This window comes from Gordonibacter pamelaeae, assembly GCF_003340385.1.
In the GTDB taxonomy this organism is placed as follows: domain Bacteria; phylum Actinomycetota; class Coriobacteriia; order Coriobacteriales; family Eggerthellaceae; genus Gordonibacter; species Gordonibacter pamelaeae.
Window position 1 is genome coordinate 24,656 of sequence record NZ_PPTS01000008.1, and the last position, 18,433, is coordinate 43,088.

The window sequence follows — 18,433 nt, forward strand, 5'->3', positions numbered from 1 at the left end:
ATGGCCAAGCCGAGCACACCCCCGTCCGGGCGCCCGGCGCAGGGCGCTGGCAGGAGCATCCCCATCGAGGACACGCGCGGGGCGGCCGGGGATTCCCAGCCCTCCGCGAATCAGGCCGACACGGGCACCGGCTCTTCAGCCCCCTCCTCCGAGCCCGGTGCCACCGCCGCGGCGGCCGACCCGAAGGGGCCGGCCGCGGGCAGCGACGCCGACCGCATCGTCGCAGAGGCCGAGGCGGCCCTCGAAGGCGAGCCGGTGGAGGCGAAGCCCACGGACAGCGAGCAGGTGGCTGCCGCGAAGGCCGAGGCCCAGGAGTGGCAGGACAAGTTCCTGCGGCTGCACGCCGAATGGGACACGTACCGCCGCCGCACGGCGGAGCAGCGCGAGGCCGAGAAGGCCCGCGCGACCGAGAAGCTGGTGTCGGGCCTGCTTCCCGTGCTGGACGACTTCGAGCGCACCATCGACTACGCCACGAAGAACGGCGAGCAGGGACTGCTGGACGGCGTGAGCGCCGTGCACACGAAGATGGTCGACGTGCTGAAGAAGGACGGCGTGGAGGTCATCGATCCGCAGGGCGAGGCGTTCGACGCGCTCGAGGCGCAGGCCGTGGCCACGGTGGACGACGCGAACGTGCCCGACGAGACGGTGGCCGAGGTCTACCAGAAAGGTTACAAGATGGGATCGAAAGTCTTGCGACCAGCCATGGTGACCGTGACCAGCGGTGGTCCGAAGCGCGAGAAAGCGCCTGACGAGGGCGATAAAGACAAGAAATAGCAGCAGGCGGAAGCGGGCGGATTCAAGGCCCGCTTCTGCTTGATACGAGGTAGAACGAAAGGTGGTGGAGCATGGCAGCGACTCCCGACTACTATAAAACGCTCGGCGTTGCGCGCAACGCCACGGCTGACGAGATAAAGAAGGCGTTCCGCAAGCTCGCGCGCAAGCACCACCCCGACACGGGCGGCGACGAGGCGAAGTTCAAGGAGCTCAACGAAGCGTACGAGGTGCTGTCCGACGACAAGAAGCGCAAGCTGTACGACCAGTACGGGACCGCGAACGAGAACCAGATCCCGCACGGATGGGGCGGCGGCAACGTGAACGTCGAGGACATCTTCGGCGGCGGCGGAGGCGGCGGGTTCGGCAGTTGGGCCGATATCCTGGAGAGCATCCGTCACGGCGATGGCGCCTTCGGCAGCGATTGGGACTTCGGCGACCTGTCCGGATTCGGCGGCGGCGCGCGCCAGCCGCGACCCCGCAAGGGCCAGGACATGAACGTGACGCTGAACGTGTCGTTCGACGAGGCGTTCAAAGGCGCCGAGAAGCTCGTGACCGTGCGCGTGCCCGGAAGGGCCGACAAGGAAACGCTCACCGTGAAGATACCGGCCGGCGCCGTGGACGGCGGCCGCCTGCGCTTCAAGGGCAAGGGCGGCCCCGGCGAGAACGGCGGCGCGGCGGGCGACCTGCTCATCACGACGAAGATCGACGATCACCCCTACTACACCCGCAAGGGCGCCGATGTGGAGGTGGACGTGCCCGTGACCGTGGCCGAGGCCGCGCTGGGCGCCAGCATCGTCGTGCCCGCTCCCGACGGCACGAAGGTGCGCGTGCGCGTGCCCGCCGGCACGCAGGACGAGACAGTGCTCAACATCAAGGGCAAGGGCGCCCCGCGCGTGAAGGGCGAGGGCACCGGCGACCTGAAGGTGAGGATAGACGTGCAGGTGCCGAAGGCCATGAGCGAGGGCCAGAAGAAGGCCATGGAGGACTTCCTGGCTGCCACGACGGATGACGTGAGGAGCTGGCAATGACCGACCGCACCGACCGCAACCGCCCGCTCTACATGATCAGCGTGGCCGCCCAGCTCGCCGGCGTGCACCCGCAGACGCTGCGCACCTACGAACAGAAGGGCCTCGTCACGCCGCAGCGCACGAGCGGCAACACGCGCATGTACTCGCAGGCCGACATCGAGCGGCTGGAGCTCATCAACGAGCTCACCGGCGAGGGCATCAACCTGGCCGGCGTCATCCGCATCCTGGACTTGCAAGGGCGGTTGGACGAGCGCGACAACGAGCTGGACGACCTGCACAAGCGCGTGCGCCGCTTGGCCGACCGCGTGCACGAGCTGGAAACGCGCGAGAGCGTGAACTCGCTTGTGCGGGCATCCGACATGCCCACGGCGCTGCGCCGCCTTCCCTAACCTTGCATTCTCGGCTTTTGCCATTGGACGAAAGCGAAGGAGGAACGAACCTATGAGCATGGGAAACCTGAACAAACTGGCCCTGACCGCCCAGGAGGCGTTGCAGCAGACCATCACCATCGCCTCCGAGAACGAAGCATCCCAAGCGGAGCCTATCCATATGCTGAAGGCCTTGCTTGAATCGAAGGAGAACAACCTGTCGGCCATCATCAAGCGCATCGGCGCCGAGCCGTTCCAGCTGATGGCCAACGTGGACGACGAGATCCTGCGCATGCCGAAGGTGAGCGCGAGCGGCCCCATGATGATGAGCGGCGTGCCGGGCCCGGCGCTCATGGGCCTCATCGACAGCGCCGTGAAGATCGCCGAGAAGCTGGGAGACAGCTACGCCACGAGCGAGCATCTGCTCATCGCGCTGGCCGAGGAGAAGGGCGCCGCCGGCAAGATACTCAACGCCGCAGGCATCACGCGCAAGACCATCGAGGCGGCCTACGAGGAGCTGCGCGGCGACACCCGCGTGACCGACCAGCAGAACAAGGTGCAGTTCGAGGCGCTGGAGCAGTACGGCCAGAACCTCACCCAGCAGGCCCGCGAGGGCAAGCTCGACCCGGTCATCGGCCGCGCCGAGGAGATCCGCCGCACCATCCAGGTGCTGTCCCGCCGCACGAAGAACAACCCCGTGCTCATCGGCGAGCCCGGCACCGGCAAGACGGCCATCGTGGAGGGCCTGGCCCAGCGCATCGTCGACGGCGACGTGCCCTCGTCGCTCAAGGACCGAGACATCATCGCCCTCGATCTGCCGGCGATGCTGGCCGGCGCTAAATACCGCGGCGAGTTCGAGGACCGCCTGAAGGCCGTGCTGCGCGAGGTGAAGCAGAGCGAGGGGCAGATCATCCTGTTCATCGACGAGCTGCACACCATCGTGGGCGCCGGCTCCACCGGCGACAGCTCCATGGACGCCGGCAACATGCTCAAGCCCGCCCTCGCCCGCGGCGAGCTGCACGCCATCGGCGCCACCACGCTCGACGAGTACCGCAAGTACATCGAGAAGGACGCGGCCCTCGAGCGCCGCTTCCAGCCGGTGCTGGTCACGGAGCCCACGGTGGAGGATACCATCGCCATCCTGCGCGGCCTGAAGGAGAAGTACGAGATCCACCACGGCGTGCGCATCACCGACGCCGCCATCGTGGCCGCGGCCGAGCTCTCGAACCGCTATATCTCCGACCGCTTCCTGCCCGACAAGGCCATCGACCTCATGGACGAGGCCGCCAGCCGCCTGCGCATCGAGATCGACTCCATGCCGGAGGAAGTTGACGCGGCCGACCGCAAGCTCACCCAGATGCAGATCGAGGAGCAGGCGCTCATGAAGGAGACCGACGAGGCCTCCAAGGAGCGTCTGGAGGTGCTGCGCCGCGACATCGCCGCCGCCCAGGAGGACCTCGACAAGCGCAAGGCCGAGTGGCAGAACGAGAAGGACGCCATCGTGAACGTGCAGGAGCTCAAGAGCGAGCTCGAAGGCGCCCAGCTGGAAGAGGAGCGCGCCACGCGCGAGGGCGACCTGGTGAAGGCGTCCGAGATCCGCTACGCCCGCATCCCCGACCTGCAGCGCCGCCTGCACGCCGCCGAAGAGGCGTTGAACGTGAAGCAGCAGGACGGCGCCATCTTGAAGGAGGAGGTGTCCGACGACGAGATCGCCGAGGTCGTGTCCACCTGGACGGGCATCCCCGTGCAGAAGATGATGCAGGGCGAGATGGCGAAGCTCGTGGACCTGGAGGAGAAGCTGCACGAGCGCGTGGTGGGCCAGGACGAGGCCGTGTCCTCGGTGGCCGGCGCCATCCGCCGCAACCGCGCCGGGCTCTCCGACCCCGACCGCCCCATCGGCTCGTTTTTGTTCCTGGGCCCCACGGGCGTGGGCAAGACGGAGCTGGCGAAGGCGCTGGCCGAGTACCTGTTCGACAGCGAGCGCGCCATGGTGCGCATCGACATGTCCGAGTACATGGAGAAGTTTTCCGTCCAGCGCCTCATCGGCGCGCCTCCGGGGTACGTGGGCTACGACGAGGGCGGCCAGCTGACCGAGGCCGTGCGCCGCAAGCCGTACTCCGTGGTGCTGCTGGACGAGATAGAGAAGGCGCACCCGGACGTGTTCAACATCCTGTTGCAGGTGCTCGATGACGGTCGCCTGACCGACGGACAGGGCCGCGTGGTGTCGTTCAAGAACGCCATCATCATCATGACGTCGAACGTGGGAAGCCAGTTCATCCGCGAGTTCGCCGAGCACGGCGACGAGAAGGCCATGAAGCAGGCCATCGACGGCGCCCTGCGCGCGACGTTCCGCCCCGAGTTCATCAACCGCATCGACGACGTGGTGGTGTTCAACGCGCTCAACATGACGAACATCGAGCCCATCGTGGACCTGCAGCTTGAGGAGGTGCGCGACCGCCTGGCCGACCGCCGCATCACCCTCGACGTGACGCCGGCCGCGATGGAGCATCTGTCCATCGACGGCTACGACCCCATCTTCGGCGCGCGCCCGCTGAAGCGCCTCATCCAGAAGGAGATCGTGGACCGCATCGCCCAGAAGGTGGTGGAGGGCCAGTTGCGCGACCGCAGCCACGTGCTCATCGACATCGACGCCGACGGCAACTACCAGTGCACCGTCGAGGCCCCCTTGGAGCTCGACGCCACGGCTCTGGACGACCTGCTGCTGGAGAAGTAGCCGCTGTCAGCCACCGGAGCATCGTGTTCCCGCGGCGCACGCAGCGAACTGAACGGCCCGCCCGCATGCTGCGCGGCGGGTCGTTCTGCGTCTTGCCACGGTTGTGCGGTTTTTCGGGAACGCCGGGCGGCAGCCTTATCCTTTACCTCGATTTGATCTTCGCGCCGCGCGGTTCTGCTACCGTGGTTCCAACGTTTTGCAGCGATTCTCGCCGCGCGCCGGGGCGCGGGGCGACCTTCGAAAGGCGGCATCCATGGGCATGTTCTCGTTCAGCAGCAAGAAGAAGCGCAAGTACGGCCAGGGCGGCAGCGCACAGTACCAGCAGAAGGGCTTCCTGTCCGGACTGGGCTTCGGCTCGTTCAGCAGCTCCGACCGTCGCAAGGCGGCCTACCGCCAACAGGGGTACGGCCAGCAGCCGATGCAGGGGCATCGGCAAGCCTTCCCCAGCGGCGGCATGCCCATGGCCGCCGAGCCCGCAGGCACCGTGCCTTCCCCTGCCGGCATGGCATGCACGCAGTGCGGCACGGCCATTCCGGCCGGCTCCAAGTTCTGCCTCCAGTGCGGCGCGAAGGTGGAGCAGGGCGGCGGCTTCTGTGCTTCGTGCGGTTCGCAACTGCCGCCGGGCGCGAAGTTCTGCCCCTCTTGCGGCACGCCGCGATAGCGCTGCACGCACCGGGAGGCCTCCCATGCCCCGTGCGGCCGAGTTCCTCGTGGCGTTGCCGTACCGGCGCTTCTGCGGGCGCTCGGTGCAGGGCTACCGCCTGGGGAGGCTGGCGGGCATCGGTGGCTCGGGTGCCGTGTTCGACGCCGTCGGTCCCGGCGGCGTCCCGGCGGCGCTGAAGCTTCTGCGTCCCCTCCGTCCTTCCTACGACCTCGCCGCCGTATGGCGCGAGGTGGCGCCTCTTTCACGCGTGGACCATCCGGCCTTGCCGGCGTGGCGCGGCATCGTGCGTGCGGGACGCGCCTACTTCATCGTGCTGGAGCGCATGCCGGGCGACTCGCTTGCTACCTGGCTGTTCGAGCGACGCCATGTGTTCGGGCCCGTTGAGGTCGCGGGCATAGGCTCGCAGCTGGCCGACGCGCTCGTTGCCCTCCACGAGGCCGGCGCGGCTCATGGCGACTTGCGTCCGGCGAATATCCTGTACGACGGCGAGCGCGTCTCGCTCATCGACTTCGGCTTGAGCCGGCAAGAGGAGGACGGTGCGGAGGTGTTCGCTGCCGCCTGCGCCGCGGATATCGCCGGTTTCGCCGATCTTGTGCTGTACCTGCGGTACTCGTCGTTCGACTCGTCGCGTCGGGGAGGTTCCTGGCGCGACGAGTTACCGCTTGCTCCCGCCCAACGGCGCTTCCTCGAGGAGGCGCTCGCCGGTGCGGACATGCTGGGCTCCGCCCTTTCAGCCCGCGAGGCCCGCACTCGTTTTCTGGACGCATTCTCGTCCCGGTGTTTCACGTGAAACACCGGCCTGCGCCTTTTCTGGGGCATGCGACGAACGAGGAGCGCCGCATCAACGTTTCGCGATGTTGGCGCCCGGGACGTATCGCGCGCGGGGCTTTTGTACTAGAATACCGGCATGCGTACTTCGAAGCAGAGCATACGGCAGGCCATCACCACCCCGCTGATCGGGTTCGGCGTCGTGCTGCTGGCGCTCGTGTGCTTCCTGCTGCTGTTGTGGACGCTCATCATCGTGGTGAGGGTTGTGTTGGGATGACGACGGGCAACCGGGCCGTGCCTCGCGCCGGCCTTCGGAGGGGATAGGCCATGTGGCAGCGGTTCTCCCTCTACGACATACGCGTCATCGGGCACTATCTGGGCGTGCTCGTCCTTTTCTCCACCATCGCGCTGCTCGTGCCGCTGGCCACGGCCATCGCGTGCGGCGAGTGGGAGCCGGCCTCGCACTACCTGCTGACCATCGGGATCACGCTCATCCTCGGCTCGGGCCTGCGTTTCCTGCGCATCGAGCCCGGCCGGCTCGGCCGCCAGCAGGCGCTGGCCGTGACCGGTTTCGCGTGGATCGTGCTCGCGTGCGTGGCAAGCATCCCGCTGTATCTCTCAGGTCATTTCGCCAGCTATCTTGACGCGCTGTTCGACGGCGTGTCGGGCATCACCACCACGGGCGCCAGCATCATCCTCGACCTCGACCACCTTTCCTACGCCGACAACATGTGGCGCTTCATGATGCACCTGCTGGGCGGCTTCGGCCTTATCGTGGTGGCGCTGTCGTTCGGCCTGTTCGGCAAGCGCTCGGGCGCGAGTCTGTACTCGTCGGAGGGCCGCAGCGAGCACGTCGTGCCCAACGTGGTGCAGACCACGCAGTTCATCGCCAAGATCGGCATGGGATTCATCATTCTGGCGACGGGCATCCTGTCGCTCGTGTGCCTCTTCATAGGCATGGAGCCGTTGCGTGCGGTCCTGCAGTCGTTCTGGCTGGCCGTCTCGGGCTTCATGACCGGCGGCTTCGCGCCCATGAGCCAGAGCATCATGTACTACCACTCGTTCCCCATCGAGGTGGTGCTCATGCTGCTCATGCTGCTGGGCTCCGTCAACTTCGTGCTGCACTCCGAGATATGGAAGGGCCATGTGGCCGTGTTCTTCCGCGATCTGGAGATACGCACCATGGTGCTGTGGCTTGCCGTGATGACGTGCGTGTTCGCTGCCTCGCTGTCCGCCAGCCTGAACTTCTCCGACCTGCCGGCCATGCTGAGGCGCGGCGGGTTCATGGTCATCTCGGCGTTCTCCACCACGGGCTTCCAGAACATCACCACGAACCAGCTCACCGGCGCGCTGTCATCGGGCGCATTCCTCGTGGTGGCCCTGCTCATGGCCGTGGGCGGCAGCGGCGGGTCCACGTCGGGCGGCGTGAAGTTCAGCCGCGTGGGCATCATCGCGAAGTCCATCGTGGCCACCATCAAGGAGGCGCTTGCGCCCGACTCGGCACGCGTGGTGGTGTCGTACAACCACGTGGGCCGTCGCATGGTGACGCCCGAGGTGGTGAAGGAGGCCATGACGGTATTCACGCTGTACGTGCTCACCTACGTCATCGGCGCGCTCGTGGGCATCGCGCACGGATACGAGGCCACGCAGGCCATCTTCGAGTCGGTGTCCATGGCGTCGAACGGCGGCGTGTCGTCGGGGCTGGCCGCGCCGGGCATGCCGGCCACGCTGGAGGCGTTCTACATCGTGCAGATGTGGGCCGGCCGTCTGGAATTCGTGACGCTGCTCGCGCTGATCGTGGAGATATTCGTGTCGTTCAAGCCGCGCCGCCGCGCGCCCCAGATACGAACAGGCGAGGTGCTGTGATGCGGGCGGGCTGCTTCCCTGTTGGGGCCCTCGGTTGGTTGCGCGGCGCCCTTGCCGCGCTCGTGCTGGCTGCGGCGCTGACGGCGACGCTCGTGCCAAGTCCAGCGTTCGCGGACGATGACGAGAACCTGGTGAACCCCCAGCAGCGCCCCGACAGCTCGTTCATCTACGACACGTCCATCGCGGCGCTGGGCAGCGCCGATGCGTACTACGACAACCAGACCGTGCAGGTGGTGGGCGAGGTTATCGGCGACAGTATCCGCGAGGGCCTGGACAACCGCCACAAGTGGATCACGCTCGCCGCCAACGAGAAGGATTCCACTTCCACGGTGTCCGTATCCATGACCGCCGAGCAGGCGGCGAAGATCGACACGTACGGCAAGTACGGCACCACCGGCACGAAGCTGCAGGTGCGCGGCACGTTCCACCTGGTGTGCACCGAGCACGAGGGGCTCACGGACCTGCACGCCGACATCGTGACCGTGGTGGAGAAGGGCAAGCACCACGAAGACGAGTTCGACGTGAACGCGTTCGTTCCCGGCGCCATTGCCACGGCGCTCGGGCTCGCGCTCATGGGCGTGTTCTACTATCTGCGCGAGCGGCAGCGCTAGAGCGAGGAGGGTACGTTTGCAGAAGGGCCAGGTCGTCAAGCTGGATCGCGGATACCCGCTCGTGCGGACGGACGGGGGGCGGCTTGTGCGCTGCGAGCACGCCACGGCGCTCGTGAAGGGCGAGCAGGTGCGCGCCGTCATCGGCGACTGGGTGGAGGTGGCGGTTCCCGAGGGCCACGACAAGGGCATCATCGAGGCCATCCTGCCCCGCACGCGTGCGTTCGTGCGCAAGGATCCCACGGAGCGGGCGCTGCCCCAGGTGCTGGCTGCGAACTTCGACCGGGTGTTCGTGGCGCAGCCGCTCTCCGACATGAATTTCAAGCGGCTCGAGCGCGAGCTCGTGCTGGCCTACGAGACCGGCGCCGCCGTGACCGTGGTGCTCACGAAGGCCGACCTCGCAGAGAGCGAGGATGCCGTGCGCGCCGTGCGCGACCGCGTGCGCGAGCTGGCAGGGCCCGCTGCGGAGACGGTGGTGGTGTCGGCCGCAGACCCCGCGAGCGTTGAGGCCGTGCGCGTCCTCGTGCCGGCGGGCACGACGGCCGTGTTCATCGGCAAGAGCGGGGTGGGGAAGTCGAGTTTGGTGAACCTGCTGGTGGGTCACGAGATGCAGGAAACGGCCGAGGTGCGCGAGGGCGATGGCAAGGGCCGCCACACCACGGTGAGCCGCGAGATGATCCCCGTGCCGGGCGGCGGTTACGTTGTGGACATGCCCGGCGTGAGGGGCCTGGGCCTCTGGGACGCCGACGCGGGCATCGAGGCCGCGTTCGCCGACGTGGAGCAGCTGGCCGAGCAGTGCCGCTTCCGCGACTGCCGCCACCTGGACGAGCCCGGCTGCGCCGTGCGCGCCGCCGTTGACTCGGGCGAGCTGAGCGAGGCCCGCTTCGCCTCCTACCAGGGCCTGCGCCAGGAGACGGCCCAGGTGAAGGAGCGCCGCGAGGAAGCCCGCCGCCTCCGCGGCGAGAAAGCCTCCACCAGCGGCAAGCGCCGCCCCCCCAAATCCCGCAAGGGAAAGAGAGGCTAGGGTTATCGCCTACTCTTTTGCGTATCTTTTCCTTTCGTGCTAAAGTCTGCGGCGTGCGGGGAGGGGTGGCCGCCAAGGCCGCAGTCCGCCGGGGGAGATATGCAGAAAATCAGCCTGAAGACCATCTACCTGGTCGCGCTTTCCGCGGTGTTCGCCGTGTCGTTCCTCATGTTCGTGCTGTTCGATCTGCAGTCGCAGCAACGGCAGACCGAGGCAGCCATGCTGGAGGAGGCGCGCACATTCGCACGCGAGATGGATGCCGTCTGGCAGTTCATGGACAACTCGCAAACCGTCATCAACACCACGTCGGACGGGGTTTACGAGTTCAAGGGACTCCATTGCTCGCGCGTGGGAAAGAGCGTGGGCGCGCTGTTCTCGAAGGGCAGCGACTACACCATCCGCTACACGAACTTCAACCCACGCAACTCCCAAGACGAGCCTGACGCGTTCGAGGCGCAGGCCCTCGAGGCGTTCAATGCCAATGCTGCGGTTACGGAATACTACGAAGTGACCGACTTCCAAGGCGTCGAGCGGTTCCGTTACGCGCAGGCGCTCGAGGTGGACAAGAGCTGCCTCGAATGCCACGGCGAGCCGGCGGGCGAGGTCGACATCACCGGCAAGGTGAAGGAGGGCTGGACCCTCGATTCCGTGGGCGGCGCCATCAGCATCGTGATTCCCCTCGACCAGCAACAACAGGCCGTGCGCGACAACGTGGTGCGCGACGTGGTGTACTTCCTGTTCATCACGCTGCTCATTGGTGCCGTGGTGTACGCCGTGACCACGTTCTTCGTGTTCCGGCCGCTCAACCGCATGAAGCTGGCCTTCACCGAGATGGGGGAGGGCAAGCTGGCCGTTTCGTTGGATGACGCGCATGCCGCGCGCGAGGTCAGCCGGCTCATCGAGCGGTTCAATAGCATGGCCGCCGAACTGCATGCGACGTACGACCATCTGGAGGATCAGGTGGAGAGCCGCACCGACGAGCTGCGAAGGGCCAACGTCGCCCTCGAGCAGCAGCGCGATGCCCTGGAGCGCCTGAACGAGAAGCTGGCTGAAGAGACGCAGTTCAAATCCGACCTGCTGTCCATGGTGAACCACGAGCTGCGCACTCCGCTCACATCCATCATCACGTTCGCGCAGATATCCCGCGAGGCGTGCCCTCCCGACCGCGAGAGCGAACGCCATTCGTGGGAGGAGATCGAGAAGAACAGCCAGATCCTGCTGACCATGATAAACGACATGCTGGACATCGCTCGTTCCGATGCGGGGAGCGTGCATGTGGCATGCGAGCCCATGGACCTGGGAGACATCGTGTCATCGGTGCGGGGAACCATGACCCCGCTTGCCCGGAAATACTGCGTTGCCTTCCGCACGCGCGTGGCATCCGATGTGCCGCTTGTGAACGGCGACTTCGAGAAGACGCAGCGCATGTTGGAGAACCTGGCAAGCAATGCCATCAAGTTCACGCCCGACGGTGGCACGGTCGAGCTGCGCGTTGACTTGGACGCGGGCAACGGCAGCGTGCGCCTGTGCATGGCCGACGACGGCATCGGCATAGCTCCCGAGGACCATGAGCGCATCTTCGAGCGCTTTTTCCAGGTGGACAGCACGTCCACGCGCAAGTACAACGGCAGCGGCCTGGGGTTGGCTCTCGTGCGGGAGTATGCCGCCGTGCAGGGCTTCGCCGTGTCGGTGGAAAGCGCGCTGGGCCGGGGAAGCACGTTCACCATCACCATACCGCCCGACGCGATCGTCGGCTGAATGCGGCGCGCGTTCCGGCGCGCGTCCGAGAAAGGACCTCCCATGTACAAAGTGATGCTCATAGACGACGAGGACAACCTGCATGCGGCCATCGAGAAGCTGCTCGTGCAGAACGGCTACGCCTTCTGCGGCGCAGAGGATGCGGAGAGGGGGTTGGCGCTGCTGGCCGGCGAGAAGCCCGACCTGCTGCTGCTCGACGTCATGCTGCCGGGCATGAACGGCTTCGACCTGTGTCGTCGGATACGCGAGGAGGGACGGCGCATCCCCATCATCTTCCTCTCGGCGAAGTGCGATATCGTGGACAAGAGCATCGGCTTCAAGGCCGGCGGCGACGATTACGTTACCAAGCCCTTCAATGCCACCGAGCTGCTGCTGCGCATAGAGGCGAACATCCGCCGCCATAAGGACACCATCGAGTTCGCGCGCTGCTGCAACCGTGAGGGCGCCGCGCGCATAGGCGAGCTGGAGGTGCGTTTCGACGAGTACCAAGTGCTGCTGCGAGGCCGCCCCGTGGCGCTGACCACGAAGGAGTTCGAGATCGTGGCGTTTCTTGCGGCGAACCCCGGCAAGGTGTTCACGCGCAGCCAGATTCAGGAGTATATCTGGGGCGAGGGCGAGTCCGATGTGAAGACGAACAGCATCACCGTGTTCGTGCGCAAGATCCGCGAGAAGATCGAGGAGAATCCCTCCGAGCCGAAATACCTGCTCACGGTTCAACGCGTCGGCTACAAGATGACGGACGCGCTGTAGGGGAGCTCGGGGGAATGGTGGCGCCGGGTGTTTCACGTGAAACACGCACCTGTTCGACGATATGCGCACCGACGGGCATCAGCGGAGGGGTTAATGCCCGGTTAATATTTTATTAAGCAAATCCTTATCGCCGGTTTATCGTCATTAGCTGTACGGTTTTGTAGAGTGAAGGCAACGGGAAGCCAGGGGAAAGCAGATGGCTTCTCAACCTCGCCGCGCGGAGCCGGTACACCCTCCCTCCCCGCGCCTCCGCAGGCGAGGCCCATCGAGCCGCCGGGCGAAGCGCGTGCAGCATGCCGTTGCGCGCAGCGGCTTCGACAACAAGGAAGAGAGGAGCATCGCATGGCCGAGACGGCACAAGCGCGCGGTTTCTCGCGCAGGAGCTTCATCAAGGGGGCCGCCGCCCTCACCGCAGCTGGAGCGCTGGCGGGCTGCACACCGAAAACCAACGATAAGGACAAGGTGGACCCGGAGGCACCCGTATCGTCCGACGAGTTGTTCTCCGGCACCTGTCGAGGCAACTGCGGCGGCGGGTGCTTTCTGAACGTGCACGTGCGCGACGGCCAGGTGGTGCGCACTTCGGCGCGCGACATGCCCGACCCCCAGTACAACCGCATCTGCACGAAGGGCCTCACCCATGTGGGGCGCATGTACGGGGCGAACCGCGTGCTGTATCCCATGAAGCGCGTAGGGGCGCGCGGCTCGGGCGATTTCGAGCGCATCAGCTGGGATGAGGCGCTGGATACCATCGCCGAGAAATGGAAGGGCTACACCGAGCAGTACGGCCCTACCGCCATCATGTTCTTCCTGGGATCCGGCAACTACGCCGCGCTCAGCGGCTCTTGCAACAGCGTGGGAGCCTATCAGCGGGTCGTCAACGTCATGGGCTGCTCGTACTGCAGCCTCGACGTGGATGCGGCCGTGGGCTTCGGCAGCTCGCGCGCAACGGGCGGCATCGACCTCGCGAACGAGCTCACGGACCGCAAGAACGCCAAGACGCAGATCATTTGGGGAAACAACCCCACCATCTCGCTCATGCACACCATGCACTTCTTCTTGGAGGCCAAGGAGAACGGCACGCGCCTCGTGGTCATCGACCCGGTGTACAATGCCAGCGCCTCGAAGGCCGACTGGTGGGTTCCCATCAAGGCCGGCACCGACGGCGCCCTGGCTCTCGGCGTGCTGAACGTGCTGCTGGAGAACGGCTGGATCGACGACGAGACGCTGCGCGCCAAGACGAACTGCGGACTCCTCATCAAGGAGGACGGCACGTTCCTGCGCATGAGCGAGCTGGGCGTGGAGCCCACCGAGGGCGACCCCGACCCGCTGACGGGCAAACCTGCCGTGGTCGATCCGCCGGCCGTATGGGACGAGGCGGCAGGCAAGGCCGTCGCTTTCAGCGAGACGGCCGCCCCTGCGCTCACGGGCGTGCCCGACATCAACGGCGTGAAGGTGCAGACGGTATACGAGAACGCAAAGGGCTACATCGCGCAGTACCCGCCGGCCGTCGCTGCTGCCGTGTGCGGTCTCACGGAGGACCACGTGCGCGAGCTTGCGCGCATCTACCACGAGGACGGTCCCGTCACCACCGAGATCATGATGGGCATGAACCACTATCGAAACGGCCATTACAGCGCATGGCCGGTCTACCTCGTGTCGCTGCTCACCGGCAATGCGGGCAAGCCCGGTGCGGCCATCGGCCAGTCCGAGGAGTACTTGCCGCAGATGCTGTACTCGAACAGCGCGGCGGCGTGCAGCCCGAAGGATTCCTCGGGCAAGCCGTGCCGTGGCCAGGCCAACCTCATCCACACGGTGCAGATCGCCGATGTGCTGGAAACGGGCAAGCTCCTAGGCGAGGACCTGACCATCAAGAGCGCTTACATCCATTGTTCGAACCCGGTCGTCACCATGTGCGACCACGACTACACCACCGGTTGGTTCGACAAGCTGGAGTTCGTGGTGGTGGCGGACCTGTGCATGACCGAGACGTGCAAGCATGCCGACATCGTCTTGCCGTCAGCCCATTGGTTCGAGCAGGTGGATCTCGGGTTCCTGTTCTCAACGCATCCCTACCTGCTCTGGCAGGACAAGTGCGTGGAGCCGCTTGGCGAGTCAAAGCCTGACTTCCAGATATTCGGGCTGCTGTGCGAGAAGATGGGCCTGGGGGAGTTCTGGAACATCACCGAGGAGGAGTACCTAGAAACATTGCTCGACTCCGAATACTGGAAGAGCGTGGGCTGCACAGTGGAGAAGCTGAAGAGTGAAAAAGCTACGCGCATCTACCCCGAAGGCGACAAGATCGCCTCGGCCGAGGTGTTCGGCACCGAGACCGGGCGCATCAGCCTGTACCAGGATACTGTGAAGCGCGCCTACGTTTCGAGCAAGGAGGTGGACGAGTCCATCGAGCGAGGCCTGCACTGGGAGACGCCGACGTTCGCCGGCGAGGACCGCGCCTACCGCGAAACCTACCCGTTCCACCTTCTGTCGGAGCATATGCGCACCCACACCCACACGCAATGGTGGGACTGCGAGTACGTGAAGGAGTACGAGCCCGAGCCGATCGTGCGTCTGAACCCCGACGATGCCGCCGAGCTGGGCATCGTGGAAGGTGATGTGGTGAAGCTGTCCAACGACCAGGGCTTCGTGGTCATGAAGGCTGCCATCAACGCCGGCTTGCCGCGCAGGATGGTAAGCTCTGCGCGCAGCTGGCAGATAGGCGACTTCATCGACGGCCACTATGCGAGCCTTCCGTCGCGTGAGTACAACCAAGTGTGCGCCAACCAGGCGTTCAACGACGTCGCCGTGGCGATAGAGAAGATGTAGGGAGGGGGACGAACGATGACGCGTTACGGAATGGCTATCGACATGACCCGCTGCTACGGCTGCCAAACGTGTGCTGCGGCCTGCAAGGTGGCGAACAACCTGCCGAAGGACCTCGTGTACAACCGCGTGCTCACCATAGGCGGCACGAGCAACGACTGCGCAGCGGGGTCGTACCCCGATTGCACGCTGGACTTCCTGCCCATGCAGTGCCAGCACTGCGACAACCCCTCTTGCCTGAACGTGTGCCCGACGGGCGCCACGCAGAAGCGTGAGGACGGCATTGTCTGGGTCGACAACGAGCTGTGCATTGGTTGCGAGTCTTGCATCAAGGCATGCCCCTACGAGGGTGTGCGCACGCTGATCGCCAACGAGCCGGAATACTACCTCGATGTCGTGGTAGGCGAGTTCGACGCGCCTACCCACAAGGCGGGCACGGTGGAGAAATGCACGTTCTGCCACAACCTCATTGATCGCGGCGAGGTGCCGGCCTGCATGCAGCTATGTCCCGCCCGCGCGCGGTACTGGGGCGACCTTGACGATCCCGAGTCCGACGTGTCGAAGTACCTGGCCACCCGGGAGGCCGTCGTTCTGCAGGAAGAGGACGGCACGGGACCGAAGGTCAGCTACATCCGCTAGCCGATCCTGCGGCGCCCTTTCCTGAACGGCAGGGGCGCCGCGGCAGAAAGCCCGCTGCGTGCCGGCGGACCGACGCCCGAGCCAAGCAGAAAGGAAGACCATGGACGAGGACGATGTGCGTCGCGCGATAGGCTTGGCGGATTCGTGCGAGCTGATGGCGGCCGCCTTCGCATTTCCCGACGCGGAGCTTGCAGCGGCTTTGGCGGATGGATCGCTCCAAAGCGACGCGCTCGCCTGCCTCGCGGATGCCGGCGCAGCCACGGCTACCGTGGATAAGGCGGCAGCGGCCCTTTCGGCGTTCGATGGCGCGGACGTTGTCGGGCTGGCCGATAGGATGCGCAAGGGCCACACCATTTTGTACTTGACCCCAGGAGTCGACGTGCCGATCTGGCCGTACGAGGCGTCATTCCGCTATACCGCCGAGGGCCATGAGGGCTCGCCCGCGCTGTTCCGCTCGGCCCGGACCCTCGACGTGGAGCGCCACATGCGCGAGGCGGGCGTGCTGCCCAAGACCGCGCGCAAGGAGCCCAGCGACAGCGTATGGAACGAGTTCTCGTTTCTGTCGTTTCTCTACGGCAGCCTTGCCGCCGCAGAACAGGAAGGTCGCCGCGACGACGCTGCGGTATGGAGCGGACGTGCCGTCCGTTTCTGGGATGAGCACCTCGGATGCTGGATTCCTGCCTTTATGGGGAGGACGCGGGAGGAGGCGTTCCTCCAGACCTATGGCGTGGAGTACGCCGCGCTGGCATTGATGGGAGAGCTGTTCCTCTCCGTGCTCGATGCCGATATCGACCAAAGAAAGAAACGGTGTTAGCGTATGGAATTCTTGATGGTCTTGGTCGTGACGGCGCTCTTTTGCGTTGCCTTGCGCAACGTCGTCAGACGGGTGCCGCTGTTGTTCTACGCGTTGGCGGTCTTGGTCGTGGCGGTGTTCGTGTTCGGCGCGTACGTTCCTCTGCCCCGGCCGCTGTGGTCGCTGCTTCTGGTGCTGGTGCAGAAGTGCCTGCTGCCCTTGGCGCTGTTCGCGGTGGTCATGTTTATCGGCGTGCTGCCTGGCGAATCGAGGGCGAAGGCATGGTTGCGCCCGGTGCGGGCCGAGCTCTCCATCGTAGCCTGGATACTGTCGCTCGGGCACATGGCCCTGTACTTGGCCTCCTACGCGCCCCGCCTGCTGGGGGGCAGGGTGGACGGCAACGTGCTGGCCGCGCTCATGCTGGCCCTCGTGCTGTTCGCACTGCTGCTGGTGCTGGGAGTTACGTCGTTCAATGCGGTGAAGAGGCGCATGAGGGCCGACACGTGGAAACGCGTTCAACTGCTGGCTTACCCGTTCTTCGGCCTCGTGTACGTGCATCTGCTGCTCATGCTGCTTCCCTCCGCCCTGCAGGGCGGCGCGGCAGCCCAGGCGAGCGTCGCCGCGTACACTGCCGTGTTCGGGACGTATGCCGTGCTGCGGGTGACGCGGGCGCTGCTCGATCGGAGGATGGTCGCTTCGGTGGAGGAGGTGCGCGCATGACGCCCGCGCCCGACGCGGTCGATGCGCGATGCTGCGCGCTCGCGGAGACGTGCGGCCTTACGCCGCGGGAGTGCGACGTGCTCAGGTTGCTGGCGCGCGGGCGCAGCCGCCTGCGTATCGGCATTGAGCTCGGCATAGCCGACGACACGGTGAAAACGCACGTCAAGCATCTTTACCGCAAAGCCGGCGTCGCTTCGAAACAGCATCTTCTCGATCGCTTGGAGACCATGCCCGACTCGCTTTCGGCTTAAGCTCTCATTCGAGGTGCTCCTCGCCTTCACCTGCGCGGAACGCTTCTGCTATACTTCGCTGCGGCGGTTCGGCTGTGCGTTGCGCATGGCGGGGGCGCTCCGCGTTTGTATCGTTGGGCCCTGCACTCGCGGTTTACTCGTTGCCCAAAGCCCGCGGCCGATAGGTCGTGTGGAGACAAGGAGAAACCCATGAACAAGGGAAGATCGTCGTACGTCGCCCAGGCGGGCATGATCGCGGCCGTGTATGCCGCCGCCACGCTCGTCGCGTTGCTCCTGCTGCAGGGGCTGGCATGGGGGCCGGTCCAGTTCCGCATATCGGAGGCGGTATGCGTGCTGGCCGTGCTCACGCCGGCGGCCGTGCCGGGGCTCACGGTGGGCTGCATCGTGGCGAATCTCATTGCGCTGGCCGTGAACGGCACGGGGGCGCTCGGCTTGCTGGACGTGGTGTTCGGCAGCCTGGCCACGTTCTTGGGCGCGCTGTGGTGCTGGAAGATGCGCGAGCGCCCGAAGCTCGCGTTGCTCGGGCCGGTGATCGCGAACGCGGTGGTCGTGCCCGCGTACCTGCCGCTCCTGTTGCAGGGCCTGGGCTTCTACACCATTCCGTTCACGAGCATCGCGTTGGACGGTGCCTACGTGCCCATGTACCTGTTCGGCCTGGTGGCTACCGGCATCGGCGAGGCGCTGGTCATGTACGTGCTGGGCTTGCCGCTGCTTTCGGCGCTCAAGCGCTTCCATGTGGTGAAGCAGCCGGCGAAGGCGTCGTAGGAACGCCTCCTCCCTGATCCCTGCCCCCGACCTTCCTTCGCAAATTCGGTGTAATCAAGAGGGTGCAGGGCCAAAGCACGGGTCACGCGGTACAATAGATCAG

Annotated in this window: 18 protein-coding genes; all 18 read left to right on the top strand. The window is 65.8% G+C overall.

The features are described 5' to 3' along the window. The 18 genes from C1877_RS12430 to C1877_RS12510 all read left to right on the top strand — a co-directional run bounded on the left by C1877_RS12430 (position 1) and on the right by C1877_RS12510 (position 18,330). Complete coding sequence (locus C1877_RS12430) at positions 1-774, top strand: nucleotide exchange factor GrpE (protein ID WP_114569320.1); 774 nt, start codon at positions 1-3, stop codon at positions 772-774. Positions 775-845: 71 nt separating this feature from the next. Beyond that, complete coding sequence (locus C1877_RS12435; RefSeq protein ID WP_015539356.1) at positions 846-1,802, top strand: DnaJ C-terminal domain-containing protein; 957 nt, start codon at positions 846-848, stop codon at positions 1,800-1,802. Continuing rightward, positions 1,799-2,191 (top strand): heat shock protein transcriptional repressor HspR, encoded by a 393-nt coding sequence (locus C1877_RS12440; RefSeq protein WP_015539357.1) that lies wholly within the window; start codon positions 1,799-1,801, stop codon positions 2,189-2,191. The genes C1877_RS12435 and C1877_RS12440 overlap by 4 nt, the downstream gene beginning before the upstream one ends. A gap of 52 nt (positions 2,192-2,243) precedes the next feature. Then, a complete protein-coding gene (gene clpB, locus C1877_RS12445; protein WP_015539358.1) occupies positions 2,244-4,904 on the top strand; it encodes an ATP-dependent chaperone ClpB in 2,661 nt (886 codons plus the stop codon). Positions 4,905-5,157: 253 nt separating this feature from the next. After that, complete coding sequence (locus tag C1877_RS12450) at positions 5,158-5,565, top strand: zinc ribbon domain-containing protein (protein ID WP_015539359.1); 408 nt, start codon at positions 5,158-5,160, stop codon at positions 5,563-5,565. A gap of 25 nt (positions 5,566-5,590) precedes the next feature. Next, positions 5,591-6,358 carry a protein kinase family protein gene (locus tag C1877_RS12455; protein ID WP_015539360.1) on the top strand — a complete coding sequence of 256 codons (768 nt, stop codon included), beginning with the start codon at positions 5,591-5,593 and terminating at the stop codon, positions 6,356-6,358. 117 nt (positions 6,359-6,475) lie between these two features. Next, positions 6,476-6,613, top strand: coding sequence for a hypothetical protein (locus C1877_RS15360; RefSeq protein WP_015539361.1), 138 nt, complete (start codon positions 6,476-6,478; stop codon positions 6,611-6,613). A gap of 50 nt (positions 6,614-6,663) precedes the next feature. After that, positions 6,664-8,202 carry a TrkH family potassium uptake protein gene (locus C1877_RS12460; RefSeq protein ID WP_015539362.1) on the top strand — a complete coding sequence of 513 codons (1,539 nt, stop codon included), beginning with the start codon at positions 6,664-6,666 and terminating at the stop codon, positions 8,200-8,202. Next, positions 8,202-8,813, top strand: a complete 612-nt coding sequence (locus C1877_RS12465; RefSeq protein WP_041239193.1) for a hypothetical protein — start codon at positions 8,202-8,204, stop codon at positions 8,811-8,813. Before C1877_RS12460 ends, C1877_RS12465 begins: the two co-directional genes overlap by 1 nt. Positions 8,814-8,829: 16 nt before the next feature. Further along, on the top strand, positions 8,830-9,834 hold the full coding sequence (gene rsgA / locus C1877_RS12470; protein WP_041239194.1) for a ribosome small subunit-dependent GTPase A: 1,005 nt from the start codon (positions 8,830-8,832) through the stop codon (positions 9,832-9,834). Positions 9,835-9,933: 99 nt separating this feature from the next. Then, positions 9,934-11,592 (top strand): ATP-binding protein, encoded by a 1,659-nt coding sequence (locus tag C1877_RS12475; RefSeq protein WP_114569321.1) that lies wholly within the window; start codon positions 9,934-9,936, stop codon positions 11,590-11,592. Positions 11,593-11,634: 42 nt separating this feature from the next. Continuing rightward, positions 11,635-12,342 carry a response regulator transcription factor gene (locus C1877_RS12480; RefSeq protein ID WP_041239195.1) on the top strand — a complete coding sequence of 236 codons (708 nt, stop codon included), beginning with the start codon at positions 11,635-11,637 and terminating at the stop codon, positions 12,340-12,342. 342 nt (positions 12,343-12,684) lie between these two features. After that, positions 12,685-15,165, top strand: a complete 2,481-nt coding sequence (locus C1877_RS12485; protein WP_114569322.1) for a molybdopterin-dependent oxidoreductase — start codon at positions 12,685-12,687, stop codon at positions 15,163-15,165. A 15-nt stretch (positions 15,166-15,180) separates the two neighbouring features. Next, the gene (locus tag C1877_RS12490) at positions 15,181-15,801 is read left to right on the top strand and encodes a 4Fe-4S dicluster domain-containing protein (RefSeq protein WP_041239196.1); all 621 of its coding nucleotides are present in this window, start codon (positions 15,181-15,183) and stop codon (positions 15,799-15,801) included. 100 nt (positions 15,802-15,901) lie between these two features. Further along, positions 15,902-16,615, top strand: a complete 714-nt coding sequence (locus tag C1877_RS12495; protein WP_015539367.1) for a molecular chaperone TorD family protein — start codon at positions 15,902-15,904, stop codon at positions 16,613-16,615. A 3-nt stretch (positions 16,616-16,618) separates the two neighbouring features. Then, on the top strand, positions 16,619-17,314 hold the full coding sequence (locus tag C1877_RS12500; RefSeq protein WP_015539368.1) for a ferric reductase-like transmembrane domain-containing protein: 696 nt from the start codon (positions 16,619-16,621) through the stop codon (positions 17,312-17,314). Then, a complete protein-coding gene (locus C1877_RS12505) occupies positions 17,311-17,565 on the top strand; it encodes a response regulator transcription factor (protein ID WP_015539369.1) in 255 nt (84 codons plus the stop codon). Before C1877_RS12500 ends, C1877_RS12505 begins: the two co-directional genes overlap by 4 nt. 189 nt (positions 17,566-17,754) lie before the next feature. After that, positions 17,755-18,330, top strand: coding sequence for a QueT transporter family protein (locus C1877_RS12510; RefSeq protein WP_015539370.1), 576 nt, complete (start codon positions 17,755-17,757; stop codon positions 18,328-18,330). The last annotated feature ends 103 nt before the right edge of the window (positions 18,331-18,433 follow it).

Coding starts and splice junctions, on each gene's coding strand:
- C1877_RS12455 (WP_015539360.1), top strand. CDS start 5,591: ATGCCCCGTGCGGCCGAGTTCCTCGTGGCGTTGCCGTACCGGCGCTTC.
- C1877_RS12430 (WP_114569320.1), top strand. CDS start 1: ATGGCCAAGCCGAGCACACCCCCGTCCGGGCGCCCGGCGCAGGGCGCT.
- C1877_RS15360 (WP_015539361.1), top strand. CDS start 6,476: ATGCGTACTTCGAAGCAGAGCATACGGCAGGCCATCACCACCCCGCTG.
- C1877_RS12480 (WP_041239195.1), top strand. CDS start 11,635: ATGTACAAAGTGATGCTCATAGACGACGAGGACAACCTGCATGCGGCC.
- clpB (WP_015539358.1), top strand. CDS start 2,244: ATGAGCATGGGAAACCTGAACAAACTGGCCCTGACCGCCCAGGAGGCG.
- C1877_RS12440 (WP_015539357.1), top strand. CDS start 1,799: ATGACCGACCGCACCGACCGCAACCGCCCGCTCTACATGATCAGCGTG.
- C1877_RS12490 (WP_041239196.1), top strand. CDS start 15,181: ATGACGCGTTACGGAATGGCTATCGACATGACCCGCTGCTACGGCTGC.
- C1877_RS12475 (WP_114569321.1), top strand. CDS start 9,934: ATGCAGAAAATCAGCCTGAAGACCATCTACCTGGTCGCGCTTTCCGCG.
- C1877_RS12460 (WP_015539362.1), top strand. CDS start 6,664: ATGTGGCAGCGGTTCTCCCTCTACGACATACGCGTCATCGGGCACTAT.
- C1877_RS12505 (WP_015539369.1), top strand. CDS start 17,311: ATGACGCCCGCGCCCGACGCGGTCGATGCGCGATGCTGCGCGCTCGCG.
- C1877_RS12450 (WP_015539359.1), top strand. CDS start 5,158: ATGGGCATGTTCTCGTTCAGCAGCAAGAAGAAGCGCAAGTACGGCCAG.
- C1877_RS12510 (WP_015539370.1), top strand. CDS start 17,755: ATGAACAAGGGAAGATCGTCGTACGTCGCCCAGGCGGGCATGATCGCG.
- C1877_RS12495 (WP_015539367.1), top strand. CDS start 15,902: ATGGACGAGGACGATGTGCGTCGCGCGATAGGCTTGGCGGATTCGTGC.
- C1877_RS12485 (WP_114569322.1), top strand. CDS start 12,685: ATGGCCGAGACGGCACAAGCGCGCGGTTTCTCGCGCAGGAGCTTCATC.
- C1877_RS12465 (WP_041239193.1), top strand. CDS start 8,202: ATGCGGGCGGGCTGCTTCCCTGTTGGGGCCCTCGGTTGGTTGCGCGGC.
- C1877_RS12435 (WP_015539356.1), top strand. CDS start 846: ATGGCAGCGACTCCCGACTACTATAAAACGCTCGGCGTTGCGCGCAAC.
- C1877_RS12500 (WP_015539368.1), top strand. CDS start 16,619: ATGGAATTCTTGATGGTCTTGGTCGTGACGGCGCTCTTTTGCGTTGCC.